Genomic DNA, 14,295 nt, shown 5'->3' with positions numbered 1-14,295 from the left:
GTCGACGGCGCCGTCACCGTCGTCGGCCCCGTCAGGAATACTGCACGGCAGAGTACCGTTGAAGCGTTCACGGGTTTGGTACGAGCGAACAGGGAGAGCCCATGACTGTGCAGAACGAGACGACAGCTCCGGTCGAGACGGAGGCGCACAAGGTCACCATGACCGACGCCGCCGCGTCGAAGGCCAAGGCGCTGCTCGACCAGGAAGGTCGCGACGACCTCGCGCTGCGCATCGCCGTGCAGCCGGGCGGCTGCGCCGGACTGCGTTACCAGCTCTTCTTCGACGACCGGAACCTCGACGGTGACCTGGTCGTCGACTTCGGTGGCGTCAGCCTCGCGGTCGATCGGATGAGCGCGCCGTACGTCGAGGGCGCCTCGATCGACTTCGTCGACACCATCGAGAAGCAGGGCTTCACGATCGACAACCCGAACGCCACCGGCTCCTGCGCCTGTGGAGACTCGTTCAACTGATCCGCCCCCGCGACGTCCGCGTCGCGTGAGTCCGTCGACACCTCTGACGCGGTGCCCCACGTGGGCCCGCGTCAGAGTCGTATTCGGGGTACCGCCAGGGTGCTCTGGTCGCCGCGGCGCCGACGTGCCGGTACCGTGGCAGTTTTGCGGCACATCAGCGCCGCGGCCGACGGACATGGCCGCGGTATCGACGAACTACTGAGAGGTCTCTGCGCGTGACAATTGCGGTCACCGGCTCCATCGCCACCGATCATCTGATGCGGTTCCCCGGGCGCTTCGCCGACCAGCTCCTCGCCGACCAGCTCAGCCACATCTCGCTGAGCTTCCTGGTCGACGACCTGGTGGTGCGTCGCGGCGGCGTCGGCGGCAACATCGCGTACGCCATGGGCGTGCTCGGTGGCACCCCGCTGCTCGTCGGCGCGGTCGGTGCCGACTTCGCCGAGTACCGCGCCTGGCTCGAGTCCGCCGGTGTCGACTGCGACTCGGTGCACGTCTCCGAGACCGCCCACACCGCGCGCTTCGTGTGCACCACCGACGAGGACATGGCGCAGATCGCGTCGTTCTACCCCGGCGCCATGAGCGAGGCGAGGGAGATCTCCCTCGAGCGCCTGGCCGAGGGCGTCGATCTGGTCCTGATCGGCGCGAACGACCCCGCGGCGATGATCCGGCACACCGAGCAGTGCCGCGAGCTGGGGCTGCCGTTCGCGGCCGACCCCTCGCAGCAGCTCGCACGGCTGTCCGGCGCGGAGGCGAAGGAACTGATCGGCGGCGCGAAGTACCTGTTCACGAACGAGTACGAGTGGGGCCTGCTGCTGCAGAAGACCGAGCTCACCGAGTCCGAGGTCGCGGAGCAGGTGGGACTGCGGGTCACCACGCTCGGCGCCAAGGGAGTCGAGATGGTGGACCGCGAGGGCAACTTCGTCCGCGTCGGCGTCGTGCCAGAGAAGGCGAAGGTGGATCCCACCGGCGTCGGCGACGCCTTCCGCGCCGGATTCCTGGTCGGACAGAGCGCCGGCCTCGGCCTGGAGCGGTCCGCTCAGCTCGGCTCGCTGGTGGCGGTGTTGGTGCTCGAGACCACCGGCACCCAGGAATGGACCCTGGACCGAGACGACGCCGTCAAGCGCCTGGCCGAGGCCTACGGCACCGACGCCGCGGACGAGATCGGCGCCCTGCTGAAGTAACTGGCGGCTACGCCGCCTGTGCGCGGTTGACGAGTCCTGAGACTCGTCAACCGCGCACAGGCGCGAAGCGCCTAGACGTGGACCGGGTAGACCGGTTCCTGGATCTGCGGCACGATCCGCTTCTCCACGAAGATGCCGTGCCACACCATGAAGCACAGCACCGTCCACAGTCGGCGGCTGTGATCCGACGCGCCGTCGCGATGCTCGTTCAGCATCGCCGTGACCGCCGCCTTGTCGAAGATGTGGTCGGTCTGCGAGTCCGCGATCTGCTGGTGTGCCCAGTCGAACAGCTCGGTGCCGCGCAGCCAGTGCCGCAGCGGAACGGGGAACCCGAGCTTGGCGCGGTGCAGCACGTGCGGCGGGACGATGCCCTCCAGTGCCTGGCGCAGCGCGTACTTGGTGGTGTGCGGCGCAGATGCGGCTCTCTTCGTTCGCCTGGTGGTGATCTTCTGCTCCAGCGGCACCCGCGAGGCCACCTCGAAGACCTCGGTGTCGAGGAAGGGCACCCGCAGCTCGAGCGAGTTCGCCATCGTCATCTTGTCGGCCTTGACCAGGATGTCGCCGCGCATCCAGGTGAACAGGTCCAGGTGCTGCATCCGGGCCACCGGGTCCCAGTCCCGCGACTGCGCGTAGATCGGCGCCGTCACGTCCTGGTGCGTCCACTCCGGTCGGAAGTCGCGCAGCACGGCCCGCAGCTGGGCGTCGCTGAAGCTGCGCGCGTTGCCGTAGTAGCGATCCTCCAGCGTCATCGAGCCGCGGTGCAGCAGGCTCTTGCCTCGGGTGCCCTCCGGGATCCGGTCGGAGAGCTTGCCCGCGGCCCGGCGCAGCGGGGCGGGCAGGTATTCGAACGGCTTGAGCGAGAGCGGCTCGCGGTAGATGGTGTAGCCGCCGAACAGCTCGTCCGCGCCCTCGCCCGAGAGCACCACCTTGACGTGCTTGCGGGCCTCCTTCGCGACGAACCACAGCGGCACAAGGGCCGGGTCGGCGACCGGGTCGTCGAGGTACCAGATGATCTCCGGGATCGAGGCCGCGAACTCGGCCGGGCTGACGACCTTGACCACGTGCTTCGCACCGATCGCGGCGGCCGACTCGGCGGCGACGTCGACCTCGGAGTAGCCCTCGCGCTCGAACCCGGTGGTGAAGGTGATCAGGTTCGGGTTGTGCCGGATGGCCAGGGCCGCGATCGCGGTGGAGTCGATGCCGCCCGACAGGAACGACCCGACGGTCACGTCCGCCCGCATGTGCTTGGCGACGGAGTCCTCGAGGGCCTCGGCGATCTCCTGGTAGCGGGCCTGCTCGGAACCAGGGGTGAACGGCTTGGCCGGGAACTTCGGGGTGAAGTAGCGGGTGATCCGCGGCGCCTCGCCTGCCCGCACCCAGGCATAGGAGCCGGACTCGAGGCGGCGGATGTCGGCGTGCAGCGTCTCCGGTTCGGGCACGTACTGCAGCACCGTGTAGTGCTCGGTGGCGCGGGGATCGAGGTCCGTGCCGATGCCGATCAGCTCGGTCAGCTCCAGCAGGCTCTTCTTCTCGCTGCCGAAGGCGGTGCCCCCGGTGCCCGTCGCCAGGAACAGCGGCTTGATCCCGAACGGGTCCCTGGCCAGGAACAGGTCCTTGGTCTCGGTGTCCCAGATCGCGAACGCGAACATGCCGCGCAACCGGCGCACCGCGTCGGCTCCCCAGTGGTGGTACGCCGCGACGATGGCCTCGCTGTCGCCCTCGGTGCTGAACTCGGCACCGTGATCCCGGGCCAGCTCGGCCCGCAGTTCGAGGTAGTTGTAGATCTCACCGTTGAAGGTCAGCGCGTATCGGGTCGGGTTCTCCGGCGGGCCCCAGCGCAGCGGCTGATGCGAGTGTTCGATGTCGATGATCGAGAGCCGGTTGAAGCCGAAGATCAGGTCGTCGTCGTTCCAGGTTCCGTGCTCGTCCGGCCCGCGGTGCCGCAGGCAGTGCATCGCCGAGTCGACGCGCGAAACCGCGTCTTCGGTGGTGCCGGAGGAGGTCAGTAGCCCGAGCAGTCCGCACACGGCGTCCAATACCTCTATTCGCTCTTGGGGAAGGCTCCACACTGGTATGCAGCGGATTGCCGAATAACTCTGCCGAGTATGCCGCAGACTCGCGGAACTGATGTTGTGACCCGACGGTGGAGAGGCGCCAGCTTTGGTCTACGCTGCGTAGTATTCGGGCGTCCGGCTGGGGCTGCCCTTATTCATTGCGGCGATCAGGAAGGCGTGAACGTGGCGCAGAGTCGGATCCTTCGACGAGCAGGGCTCGCAGCATCTTTGGGCCTTGCTGCCATGCTGCTGTCGGGATGTTCGATCGACAATTCGGTGCTTCGGTTCGGATGGCCGTCGGGCATTACCCCGCAGGCTGAGCGGATGCGTGAACTGTGGACCTGGTCGGTCATCGCCGCCCTGTTCATGGGCGTGATTGTGTGGGGCCTGACCTTCTGGGTGGTCATCTTCCACCGGAAGAAGAAGGACTCTCCGGAGTTCCCCAGGCAGACGGCCTACAACGTCCCGCTGGAGCTCTTTTACACAGCGGTGCCGTTCGTCATCATCGCCGTGCTGTTCTACTTCACCGTGGTCGTGCAGAACTACGTCCACGAGAAGAAGGACGACCCGAACGTGGTGGTCGACGTGACCGCGTACCAGTGGAACTGGAAGTTCGGTTACCGCAGCATCGACCTGCGTGAGGGCGGTGCCAAGTACGACGGCGTCGACGTCGCAGCGCAGGCGTACGCCGAGGAGCCGGCAGGCGAGCAGGTGCTCCGCGGCGAAGAGGTTCCGCCGCCGAACGCGGGCAAGTCCGCGAACGACATCTCCTACCTGCGATTCGACAAGATCGAGACCGTCGGATCCAGCCAGGAGATCCCGATCCTCGTGCTGCCCACCGGCAAGCGCATCGAGTTCGTGCTCAACGCCGCGGACGTCATCCACGCGTTCTGGGTGCCGGAGTTCCTGTTCAAGCGCGACGTCATGCCGAACCCGGAGCAGAACCACTCCGACAACGTCTTCCAGATCAGCGAGATCACCAAGGAAGGCGCGTTCGTCGGCCGCTGCGCCGAGATGTGCGGCACGTACCACGCGATGATGAACTTCGAGGTCCGCGCGGTCAGCCCGGAGAAGTTCGCCGAGTACATCGAGCTGCGCAAGCCGCTCGACGAGGGTGGGCAGGCGCTGACCACCGCCGAGGCGCTCGCGAAGATCGGCGAGTCTCCGGTCGCCACGTCCACGCAGCCGTTCAACACGGAGCGGACGTACCGGCAGGCCACCACCGTCCTCGAGGGCGAATACCAGTAGCAGTGCCGACGGCACCCAGACCCATCAACCGCTGAAGGACTTGCTGAAATGAAGATCGAAGCCAAGCTCTTTGAGATCTTGACGGTGTTTTTCATCCTCGTCGCGATCGTCTACGGCGTCTTCACCGCCGCATCGCGTACCGGAGTCGAGTGGGCCGGCCTGACCGCGATCGTGCTGTCCGCCGGACTTACCCTGATCGTGGGCACGTACTTCCGGTTCGTGGCACGGCGACTCGACACCCGCCCCGAGGACTACGACGACGCCGAGATCTCGGACGGCGCGGGCGACCTGGGCTTCTTCAGCCCGGGCAGCTACTGGCCCGTCCTGCTCGCCTTCGCGGCGGCATTCACCGCGGTCGCGCTGGCCTTCTTCCAGCCGTGGCTGATCGCGGTCGGCGTGGCGCTGATCCTGGCCACCGCCGTGGGTCTGGTCTTCGAGTACCACGTCGGACCCGAGAAGCACTGAGCCGCATCACACCTGAGCACGGCGAGGGCGCCGAATCCCACACGGGGTTCGGCGCCCTCGCCGTTTAGGCTCGGCGATCCGCCCATTCGATTCGTCGTCGGGTTCCGTGTTGCCCGGGCTATGGTCGGACGGCAAGGCGCTGTCGGCGGTTCCGACGTGGGGCCGGCGGGCGTTCCGATGGGTGACGACGGAATGTGAGTGGCCATGGTGGATCGAGCGGGCGAGTACCGAGGGGTTCTTCCGATTCCGGACCGGCAGCACATCGGTCTGACGACCTACGACGCGAAGGATCCGGACACCGCGTTCCCGCCGATCGAGCCGCTGCTTCCGCCGGAGGGCGCACCGAACGTTCTCGTGATCCTGCTCGACGACGTGGGATACGGTGCCAGCAGCGCCTTCGGGGGACCGGCGCACACGCCGACCGCCGAACGCCTGCAGCGCGGCGGACTCACCTACACCCGGTTCCACACGACCGCGCTGTGCGCGCCGACCCGCGCCGCGCTGCTCAGCGGCCGTAACCACCATTCGGTCGGGATGGGCATGATCACCGAGACCGCGACCTCGGCGCCCGGCTCGTCCGGGCTCCGCCCCAACACCAAGGCCGCACTGCCGATGACCTTGAAACTCAACGGCTATTCCACCGCACAGTTCGGCAAGTGCCACGAGGTACCACCGTGGCAGACCTCGCCCGTCGGCCCGTTCGACGCCTGGCCGACCGGCGGTGGCGGATTCGAGCACTTCTACGGGTTCATCGGCGGCGAGAACAACCAGTACTACCCGGCGCTGTACGAGGGCGTCGCCCCTGTCGAGCCGGACAAGTCGCCCGAGGAGGGCTACCACCTCACCGAGGACCTGGCCGACCGGGCCATCGACTGGGTGCGCACCCAGAAGGCGCTCGCGCCCGACAAGCCGTTCTTCGTCTACTTCGCCCCCGGCGCCACTCACGCCCCGCATCACGTGCCCGCCGAGTGGGCCGACAAGTACGCGGGCCGGTTCGCGGGCGGCTGGGACGCCCAGCGTGAATCGATCCTCGATCGGCAGAAACAGCGCCAGGTCGTGCCCGATGACGCCGAACTGACCGCCCGTCCCGACGCGATCCCGACATGGGACGACATGGACGAGGCACTCAAGCCGGTGCTGGAACGCCAGATGGAGGTGTATGCGGGCTTCCTCGAGCACACCGACTTCCACGTCGGCCGCGTCGTCGACGCGATCGACGCGATGGGGGCGCTCGAGAACACCCTGATCTACTACATCGTCGGCGACAACGGGGCCTCCGCCGAGGGAACGCTGAACGGGGCCTTCAACGAGATGGCGAACTTCAACGGCCTCGCCGCGATCGAGACCCCGGAGTTCATGGCGGAGGTCAAGGACAAGCTCGGCACCGTGGAGGCCTACAACCACTATTCGGTTGGCTGGGCCTGGGCGATGTGCTCACCCTTCCAGTGGACCAAGCAGGTCGCCTCGCACTGGGGCGGTACCCGCAACGGGACGATCGTGCACTGGCCGAACGGCATCACCGCCAAGGGCGAGATCCGTTCGCAGTTCACCCACGTCATCGACGTCGCGGCCACCGTGCTCGAGGCCGCCGGGCTGCCCGAGCCCACATTCGTCAACGGAGTGCAGCAGGCGCCGATCGAGGGCACCAGCATGCTGTACAGCTTCGACGACGCTTCCGCGCCGGAGCGGCACGACCTGCAGTACTTCGAGATGGCAGGCAATCGGGGCATCTACCACAAGGGCTGGAGCGCGGTCACCCGGCACAGCACCCCCTGGCTGCCGAACGAGGTACTGCCGGCGCTCGACGACGACGTGTGGGAACTCTACGACGGCACCACCGACTGGACCCAGGCCCACGACCTGGCCGCCGAGATGCCCGAGAAGCTCGCCGAGTTGCAGCGCCTGTGGCTGATCGAGGCCGTGAAGTACAACGTGCTGCCGATCGACGATCGCCGGTTCGAACGAATCAACCCGACCATCGCCGGTCGCCCCCAACTGATCTCGGGCAACACGCAGCTGCTGTTCCCGGGGATGAAGCGGCTCAGCGAGCACAGCGTCATCGACATCAAGAACCGATCCTTCTCGGTGACCGCCGCGGTCGAGACGCCGACGAACGTCGCCACCAACGGCGTGGTCATCGCGCAGGGCGGTCGCTTCGGCGGATGGGCGCTCTACGTGAAGAAGGGGCGAACCGCGTTCGTCTACAACCTGCTCGGCATGAGGGAGTTCACGATCGAGGCGACCGAGGACATCCCCGCGGGCAGTCACCAGATCCGCGCCGAGTTCGCATACGACGGGGGCGGCCTCGCGAAGGGCGGCGATGTCACCCTGTTTCACGATGGCCGCCCCGTCGGTACCGGGCGGGTGGAGCAGACGCAGCCGATGATCTTCTCCGCGGACGAGACGACGGACATCGGCGACGACTACGGGATGCCGGTCAGCGTCGGGTATCTGGGAGAGACCAGGTTCAACGGCCGCATCGACGTCGTGCAGATCGAGGTCGGCGACGACGACCACTCCCATCTCATCGACCCGGAGGAGGCCATCCGGGTCGCTACCTCCCGTCAGTGACGGAGGGCAGGCTCCGGTTTCCGCCGTTGCCGTTGCCGATCTGTTCGGCCGGGTACATCCACGTGGGACGAACCTCGGGGGCGGCAGCTGCGGGGGCCGCAGCCGCGGCGGTCGGTTGCGCCTGCGGTGCCGTCTCCCGCCCGTGCACCACCAGGGCGTAGGCGAGTGCCGCGAAGGCGGCGGTACTGACGACCGCCCGCACGATGTTCCAGGTGACCCAACGGGATTCGAACTGTTCGCGTACCACGTCGGGGTTCGCGATGACGTCGCCCGCCCGTGCGAGTTCGTCGTTGAGTGGCACGTTGACGGCAGCGGTGATGACGAGCATCGCGACATAGAAGACCAGCGCGGCGATGATCCAGGGGAGCGCGCCGCGTGCCGAACGCAGGTGCAGGAGCAGCGTCACGACGGTGAGGACGAGCCCACCGAGGAAGCAGATCATGAACCAGCCGTTGAGGATTGCGACGTTGATCTTCTGCATCGCCGAGATGAAGGTCTGGTCGTCGGTGCGGCCCAGACCCGGCATCACCGCGTAGGCGAACGCGGCGAACAGTCCCGCCATCAGTCCGGCGGTGACACCGGCGCCGAGCAACGTGATCGTCTGGAGGAGTTTGGTGTTCATCACGGTCACCCCACGTTCCAGATGCCGGTGGCGGCAGCGGCGGAGGCGTACTCGGCGAAGTCGCGCGGCGCGCGGCCCAGTGCTCGCCGGACCCCGTCGCCCGGCTCCGCGTTCCGTCCGTCGAGGACGGTGGTGAACAGATACATCAGCAACTCGACGACGTCGGCGGGTACCTGCTCGGCGGCGAGTCCCTCGGCGAAGTCCTCGGCGGGCACCTGCACGTAGTCGATGGTCCGACCGGCGGCGGTGGCGATCGTGCCGACGGCCTCCGCGAAGGTGATCGCGCGGGGCCCGGTGAGCTCGTAGATCTCTCCGGTGTGCCCGTGCTGGGTGAGCGCGGCGAGGGCGACGTCCGCGATGTCCTCGACGTCGACGAACGGTTCGGGGATGTCCCCGGCCGGCAGGTACACCTGGCCGGCGAGGATCGGATCGAGCAGGTAGCCCTCGCTGAAGTTCTGGGCGAACCAGCTCGCCCGCAGGATCGTGGTGTCCGCGCCCGAATCCGTCAGTGCCTTCTCGCAGGCCTGCGCCTCGACCTCGCCCCGGCCCGACAGCAACACCAGGCGCTGCACACCGCGGTCCACCGCCAACTCGGAGAACGAGGCGATGGCCTCCACCGCGCCGGGGGCCGCCAGGTCCGGGTAGTAGGAGATGTACGCCGCCGTCATGCCCTCCAGTGCCGGCTCCCAGGTCGCGGTGTCCTCCCAGTCGAACGGGACCCCACCCGAGCGGGTGCCGATACGTACCGGCAGGTCGAGACCGGTCAACCGCTGCGCGACGCGGCGGCCGGTCTTGCCGGTGCCGCCGAGGACGAGGGTTGCGGGGTTCGGTGTGTGGCCGTTCATGGGGATCTCCTTGCCGCTCGAATGTTGTTGTCCCCATTACGATCGCTCAGGGGAAGGTCGCCAACAACGGCAGTTTGCGCAAGAATCGTTAACCTGTGGCTAAACAAAGGGGGTTGCCGCATGGAGCGGCGCGACATCGAGATCTTCCTGACCCTGGCCGAGGAGCTGCACTTCGGCCGCACGGCGGAGCGACTGCACGTCTCCACCGCCCGGGTCAGTCAGACCATCAAGGCGCTCGAGCGCCGCGTCGGCGCCCCGCTGTTCGAGCGGACCAGCCGCCGGGTGACACCCACCCCGATCGGCCGACGGCTCGAGGAGGACCTCAGGCCCGCGGACGAGCAGATCCGGGCGGCCATCGCCAGGGCGATCGCCGCCGGGCGGGGGCTCGACGGTGTGCTGCGGGTGGGATTCGTCGGGACCGCGCTCGGACAGTTCGTACTCGAGGTCGCGACCACCTTCCAGGAGCGGCACCCCGGGTGTCGGGTCCAGATCCGGGAGAGTCACTACAGCGACGGGGTCGGGCTGCTGTTGAGCGACGAGATCGACGGCCTGGTCGCGGCGGCCGATGTCGGGCACGTCCGGGAGCTCGAACAGAGCCCGGTGCTGCTGCGCGAGCAGACGTCACTCGCGGTCTCGGCCCGGCACCCGTTCGCGCGCCTGGAATCGGTGACGATCGAGGACCTCGCCCGGGCGAAGGTGTTGCGGCCCCGCGGAATTCCGGACGATCTCGACGAGGCCACGGTGCCGCGGAGCACGCCGAGCGGCAGGGTCATCGAACGCGGACCCGACTTCGGGACGGTTCAGGAGATGCTGGCGCTGGTCGGGGCCGGGCAGGGGGTGTTCCCGGTGCCCACCCACGCCAGTCGATACGACGCGCGCCCGGATGTGACGTACGTGCCGGTGGTCGACGGCACCGCCCTCGAGTGGCGACTGATCTGGCGGGCGGCGGGTCAGACGAGCCGGATCCGCGCCTTCGCGGAGGCGGCACAGGATTTCGTGGCGGCCAGGGGAAACCCACTGCTGGAGGGGTGAGCGGCGGCGTCGGCCGTGCCTTGGGGGAGGGGAGCGGTGCGAGCGCCGGGCCACCGGAACGACGAAGGCCCCGAACCCAATGGGTTCGGGGCCTTCGCCTGGTTCTAACCGGGTCAGTGGCCGCCGTCCGTGGACGGCTTCTCGCCGTCCGTGAGCGGCTTCTGGCCGTCGGCGTACGCGCCGTGACCGTGGGCCTTGTCCTGGTAATCCTTGAGGATCGCCATCTGGTCGTGCTCGTTCTTGTGCTCGGCCGCGAGCAGTGCCGCGGCCTCGTCGGCCGGATCCGCGACGAGCAGCGATCCGGAGCCGGGCTTGCCGGCCGAACCGAGCTTGTTCATCTTCTTCGGGATCGCGGCGCCCTGGTACTCCAGCGGGATCGGGTGGCCGTGGTCGTCCACGGGTCCGAGCGGCTGGTGGACCTCGACGTACTCACCGTGCGGCAGACGCTTGATCACGCCCGTCTCGATGCCGTGCTCGAGCACCTGGCGGTCGCTGCGCTGGAGGCCGAGGCAGAACCGGTAGGTGAAGAAGTACGCCAGCGGCGGCAGCACGATGATGCCGATGCGGCCCATCCACGTCGTCGCGTTGATCGAGATGTCGAACTTGTACGCGATGATGTCGTTGATGCACATGATCGTCAGGATGGCGTAGAACATCAGGGCCATCGCGCCGAGCGAGGTGCGAACCGGAACGTCACGCGGACGCTGCAGCAGGTTGTGGTGAGCGTCGTCCTTGGTGAACTTCTTCTCGATCCACGGGTATGCGATCAGCACCGTGAACACCAGGCCCATGATGAGCGCGACCGCGAACACCGCCGGGATCGTGTAGGTGCCCCACAGGTAGATCTCCCACGCCGGCCACAGACGCGCCATGCCGTCGGTCCACATCATGTAGATGTCGGGCTGGACGCCCGCGGACACCTGGGACGGGTTGTACGGGCCGAGGTTCCAGATCGGGTTGATCTGCAGCAGGCCACCCATCAGCGCGAGGATGCCGAAGGTGAAGGCGAAGAACGCGCCGCCCTTCATCGCGAAGACGGGGAGGATGCGGACGCCGACGACGTTCTGCTCCGTGCGGCCGGGGCCGGGGAACTGCGTGTGCTTCTGGTACCAGACCAGCGCCAGGTGCGCGCCGATCAGCGCCAGGATGATGCCCGGCAGCAGCAGCACGTGTGCCACGTACAGACGCGGGATGATCAGCTGACCGGGGAAGTCGCCGTCGAAGATCAGCCACTGCAGCCAGGTACCGACGACCGGGACACTCAGCGTGATGCCGGACAGGGCGGCGCGGAGGCCGGTGCCGGACAGCAGGTCGTCGGGGAGCGAGTAGCCGAAGAAGCCCTCGAACATCGCCAGGATCAGCAGCAGGCAGCCGATGACCCAGTTCGCCTCACGCGGGCGACGGAACGCGCCGGTGAAGAAGATGCGCAGCAGGTGCACGATGATCGACGCGGCGAACATCAGCGCGGCCCAGTGGTGGATCTGCCGGACGAACAGGCCGCCGCGAACCTCGAACGAGATGTCGAGTGTCGTGGCGTACGCCCGCGACATCTCGACGCCGCGCAGCGGCTGGTAGGCGCCGTCGTAGACGACCTCCGCCATCGACGGATCGAAGAACAGCGTCAGGTAGACACCCGAGATCAGCAGGATCACGAAGCTGTAGAGCGCGATCTCGCCGAGCATGAAGGACCAATGGGTCGGGAAGACCTTGTTGATCTGCCTGCGCATGCCCGCGGCCAGGTGGTACCGAGAGTCCATGCCCTCGGCCGCCTTGGCGGCGTGAGCGGAGACCTTGGACTGGTTGTCTGTCACTGTCATGAAGGACGCTCCCAAAATCCCGGGCCGAGAGCTTCGACGAAGTCGCCGTTGGCGACCAGGAAGCCCTCTTCATTCACTGTAATCGGCAGCTGCGGCAGTGCGCGAGCAGCGGGACCGAAAATCGGCTTTCCGTACTGGAGAGCGTCGAACTGCGACTGGTGGCACGGGCACAGGATCCGGTTGGTCTGCTGCTCGTAGAGCGACGTCGGGCAGCCGAGGTGCGTGCACAGCTTGGAGTACGCGAAGTAGTCGCCGAAGTTGAAGCTCTCCTGGCCCTTGCGCTTGACGGCCTTGTTGGCATCCTCGGTCCGCAGGCGGATGAGCATGACCGGGTTGTCGGCGCGCTTGAGGGCGTGTGCCAGGGCGCGCTCGCTGCCGCGCTCGGACTCACGGAACGGGAAGACCGTCTCCATGGCGCCCGCGTCGAGATCCTCCGGGCGGACAAGGACGACGTCGTCGGTGCGACCAGTGTAGCGACGCAGGTAGATGGTCTCGCCGGGGAACGTCGGGGTCCAGCCCGAGGTCCACAGGTCGGACTTGTCGCCCTTCGCCCACGGGTTCTTGATCAGACCGCCGAGGGGCATGATCGCCATGATGCCGAGGGCGCCCGCACCGAAGCCGAGGCTGCGGGTGATCAGCTTGCGACGACCGATGGTCGAGGTGTCGAGCGTGTCGCTCAGCTCCGCGACGATCGTCCTGCGGTCCTGCTCCGGCGAGCCGCCGTCGTGGCGGTCCTGGATGGAGACCTCTTCGGGGATGAACTTCTTCGTGAACTGCACCGCGCCGATACCGACACCGAGGATCGCGAGACCCATGGTGAGGCCGATCAGCGGCGTGTACAGGTTGTACGCGTTGTAGCCCTCCTCGCCCATGCCCTTGTACTCCCAGGGCCAGAAGAGGTAGATCCCGATGAACGCGAGGGCAGAGATGCCGGCGATCGTGAACCAGATGGCCACGCTCCGCTCGGCACGCTTCTCCGCCTTGGTGTCCTTGACGGGCCACCGCTCGCGGCGGAATGCGATGTCGACGCCATCGAGGTTGGTACCGAGTTCGACGAGCTCGTCGCGACTCATCGCGGCGAGTTCTTCCTCGGTGTGCTTCTTAGGCGTATCGCCGTGACCGGCGTCGCTCATGACTTTGCTCCGATCCAGAGTGCTGCGCCAACAACCGCAACGATTCCGATGGCCCACATGGCCATGCCCTCGGGGCCGGTGCCGAACCCGCCGAGGCCGTAGCCGCCGGGGTTCTTGGACTCGGTCGCGGACTTGACGTAGGCGATGATGTCCCGCTTCTCGTCCGGGCTCAGCTGCCGGTCGGAGAACTTGGGCATGTTCTGCGGACCGGTGGCCATCGCCTGCCAGATCTGCTGCTCGCTCGCCGGCTCCAGCGGCGGGGCGAACTTGCCGGAGGACAGCGCGCCGCCCTTACCGGTGAAGTTGTGGCACGAGGCGCAGTTCAGGCGGAACAGCTCGCTGCCGCGGGCCACATCGTCGCCGCGCAGCGACGACTGGGCGATCTCGCCGTTCTCGTCCCGGACCACGGTCGGACCGCCGCCGTTGGCCTGGATGTAGGCGCCGAGGGCGTCGGTCTGCTTGGTGTCGAACTTCGGCGGCTTGCGAAGGGCCTGGGCCTCGTTGCGCACCGCAGGCATGCGGCCGGAGGACACCTGGAAGTAGACGGCGGCCTCGCCGACGCCGATGAGGCTCGGTCCACGGTCCTGGACACCCTGCAGGTTCGCACCATGGCAGGTGATGCAGGACGTGTCGTAGAGCTGCTTACCCTCGCGGATCAGCGCTGCCGAATCGTCGGACGCGGTGGCCACCTGCGGAGTCGGCGTCAGCGCCGCGGCGAGGAAACCGGCACCGACAAGGCCCATCATCAGGACCATGGCGCCGGTGACGCGCCGCCGGAACTTTCGCTGCCGACGGGCTTTCGTGGCAGACGCGCTACCGGCGGCTGCTGAAGGGGGGGATGAACTCATCTGTATCCC

12 protein-coding genes are annotated in these 14,295 nt (G+C 67.5%); 6 read left to right on the top strand and 6 right to left on the bottom strand.

The features are described from left to right. The first annotated feature begins 101 nt into the window (after nucleotides 1-101). The gene (locus C8K38_RS15190) at nucleotides 102-470 is read left to right on the top strand and encodes a HesB/IscA family protein (protein ID WP_027500065.1); all 369 of its coding nucleotides are present in this window, start codon (nucleotides 102-104) and stop codon (nucleotides 468-470) included. Between the two features lie 215 nt (nucleotides 471-685). After that, a complete protein-coding gene (locus C8K38_RS15185) occupies nucleotides 686-1,651 on the top strand; it encodes a carbohydrate kinase family protein (protein WP_097212135.1) in 966 nt (321 codons plus the stop codon). A 71-nt stretch (nucleotides 1,652-1,722) separates the two neighbouring features. Here the strand turns inward: C8K38_RS15185 and asnB are convergent, their stop codons facing one another. Beyond that, a complete protein-coding gene (gene asnB / locus C8K38_RS15180) occupies nucleotides 1,723-3,678 on the bottom strand; it encodes an asparagine synthase (glutamine-hydrolyzing) (RefSeq protein WP_097212216.1) in 1,956 nt (651 codons plus the stop codon). 204 nt (nucleotides 3,679-3,882) lie between these two features. On the opposite strand from asnB, the gene ctaC reads away from it, so the two are divergent. The 3 genes from ctaC (at nucleotide 3,883) to C8K38_RS15165 (ending at nucleotide 7,989) form a co-directional block, all read left to right on the top strand. Further along, nucleotides 3,883-4,953 carry an aa3-type cytochrome oxidase subunit II gene (ctaC, locus tag C8K38_RS15175; RefSeq protein ID WP_027500068.1) on the top strand — a complete coding sequence of 357 codons (1,071 nt, stop codon included), beginning with the start codon at nucleotides 3,883-3,885 and terminating at the stop codon, nucleotides 4,951-4,953. 48 nt (nucleotides 4,954-5,001) lie between these two features. After that, nucleotides 5,002-5,418, top strand: a complete 417-nt coding sequence (locus C8K38_RS15170; RefSeq protein ID WP_097212136.1) for a cytochrome c oxidase subunit 4 — start codon at nucleotides 5,002-5,004, stop codon at nucleotides 5,416-5,418. A gap of 204 nt (nucleotides 5,419-5,622) precedes the next feature. Beyond that, nucleotides 5,623-7,989, top strand: coding sequence for an arylsulfatase (locus tag C8K38_RS15165; protein WP_097212137.1), 2,367 nt, complete (start codon nucleotides 5,623-5,625; stop codon nucleotides 7,987-7,989). Here the strand turns inward: C8K38_RS15165 and C8K38_RS15160 are convergent. Continuing rightward, nucleotides 7,973-8,611 carry an anthrone oxygenase family protein gene (locus C8K38_RS15160; protein WP_097212217.1) on the bottom strand — a complete coding sequence of 213 codons (639 nt, stop codon included), beginning with the start codon at nucleotides 8,609-8,611 and terminating at the stop codon, nucleotides 7,973-7,975. The two genes, C8K38_RS15165 and C8K38_RS15160, sit on opposite strands and share 17 nt — an antisense overlap. A gap of 5 nt (nucleotides 8,612-8,616) precedes the next feature. Beyond that, nucleotides 8,617-9,456: an NmrA family transcriptional regulator gene (locus C8K38_RS15155; RefSeq protein ID WP_097212138.1), complete on the bottom strand. Its 840-nt coding sequence runs from the start codon at nucleotides 9,454-9,456 to the stop codon at nucleotides 8,617-8,619. 120 nt (nucleotides 9,457-9,576) lie between these two features. Between C8K38_RS15155 and C8K38_RS15150 the strand changes: the two genes are divergently transcribed. Then, nucleotides 9,577-10,488: a LysR family transcriptional regulator gene (locus tag C8K38_RS15150; protein WP_097212139.1), complete on the top strand. Its 912-nt coding sequence runs from the start codon at nucleotides 9,577-9,579 to the stop codon at nucleotides 10,486-10,488. A gap of 113 nt (nucleotides 10,489-10,601) precedes the next feature. Here C8K38_RS15150 and qcrB read toward each other — a convergent pair whose 3' ends face one another. Genes qcrB through qcrC form a run of 3 tightly spaced genes read right to left on the bottom strand, consistent with a single transcriptional unit; the run spans nucleotide 10,602 to nucleotide 14,286 of the window. After that, on the bottom strand, nucleotides 10,602-12,305 hold the full coding sequence (gene qcrB, locus C8K38_RS15145) for a cytochrome bc1 complex cytochrome b subunit (protein ID WP_097212140.1): 1,704 nt from the start codon (nucleotides 12,303-12,305) through the stop codon (nucleotides 10,602-10,604). Next, on the bottom strand, nucleotides 12,302-13,438 hold the full coding sequence (gene qcrA / locus C8K38_RS15140) for a cytochrome bc1 complex Rieske iron-sulfur subunit (protein ID WP_097212141.1): 1,137 nt from the start codon (nucleotides 13,436-13,438) through the stop codon (nucleotides 12,302-12,304). The genes qcrB and qcrA overlap by 4 nt, the downstream gene beginning before the upstream one ends. Beyond that, nucleotides 13,435-14,286, bottom strand: coding sequence for a cytochrome bc1 complex diheme cytochrome c subunit (gene qcrC / locus C8K38_RS15135; protein ID WP_097212142.1), 852 nt, complete (start codon nucleotides 14,284-14,286; stop codon nucleotides 13,435-13,437). The genes qcrA and qcrC overlap by 4 nt, the downstream gene beginning before the upstream one ends. Nucleotides 14,287-14,295: the final 9 nt, after the last annotated feature.

It is taken from the genome of Rhodococcus sp. OK611 (assembly GCF_003050885.1).
In the GTDB taxonomy this organism is placed as follows: domain Bacteria; phylum Actinomycetota; class Actinomycetes; order Mycobacteriales; family Mycobacteriaceae; genus Rhodococcus_G; species Rhodococcus_G oryzae.
The sequence above is the reverse complement of the archived record's forward strand: the minus strand, read 5'-3'. Positions and strand labels throughout refer to the sequence as shown.

Bases quoted from the DNA above. Each gene is read 5' to 3' on its own strand.
- C8K38_RS15155 (WP_097212138.1), bottom strand. From the start codon at position 9,456: ATGAACGGCCACACACCGAACCCCGCAACCCTCGTCCTCGGCGGCACC.
- C8K38_RS15150 (WP_097212139.1), top strand. From the start codon at position 9,577: ATGGAGCGGCGCGACATCGAGATCTTCCTGACCCTGGCCGAGGAGCTG.
- C8K38_RS15170 (WP_097212136.1), top strand. From the start codon at position 5,002: ATGAAGATCGAAGCCAAGCTCTTTGAGATCTTGACGGTGTTTTTCATC.
- C8K38_RS15160 (WP_097212217.1), bottom strand. From the start codon at position 8,611: ATGAACACCAAACTCCTCCAGACGATCACGTTGCTCGGCGCCGGTGTC.
- qcrB (WP_097212140.1), bottom strand. From the start codon at position 12,305: ATGACAGTGACAGACAACCAGTCCAAGGTCTCCGCTCACGCCGCCAAG.
- C8K38_RS15190 (WP_027500065.1), top strand. From the start codon at position 102: ATGACTGTGCAGAACGAGACGACAGCTCCGGTCGAGACGGAGGCGCAC.
- C8K38_RS15165 (WP_097212137.1), top strand. From the start codon at position 5,623: ATGGTGGATCGAGCGGGCGAGTACCGAGGGGTTCTTCCGATTCCGGAC.
- qcrC (WP_097212142.1), bottom strand. From the start codon at position 14,286: ATGAGTTCATCCCCCCCTTCAGCAGCCGCCGGTAGCGCGTCTGCCACG.
- qcrA (WP_097212141.1), bottom strand. From the start codon at position 13,438: ATGAGCGACGCCGGTCACGGCGATACGCCTAAGAAGCACACCGAGGAA.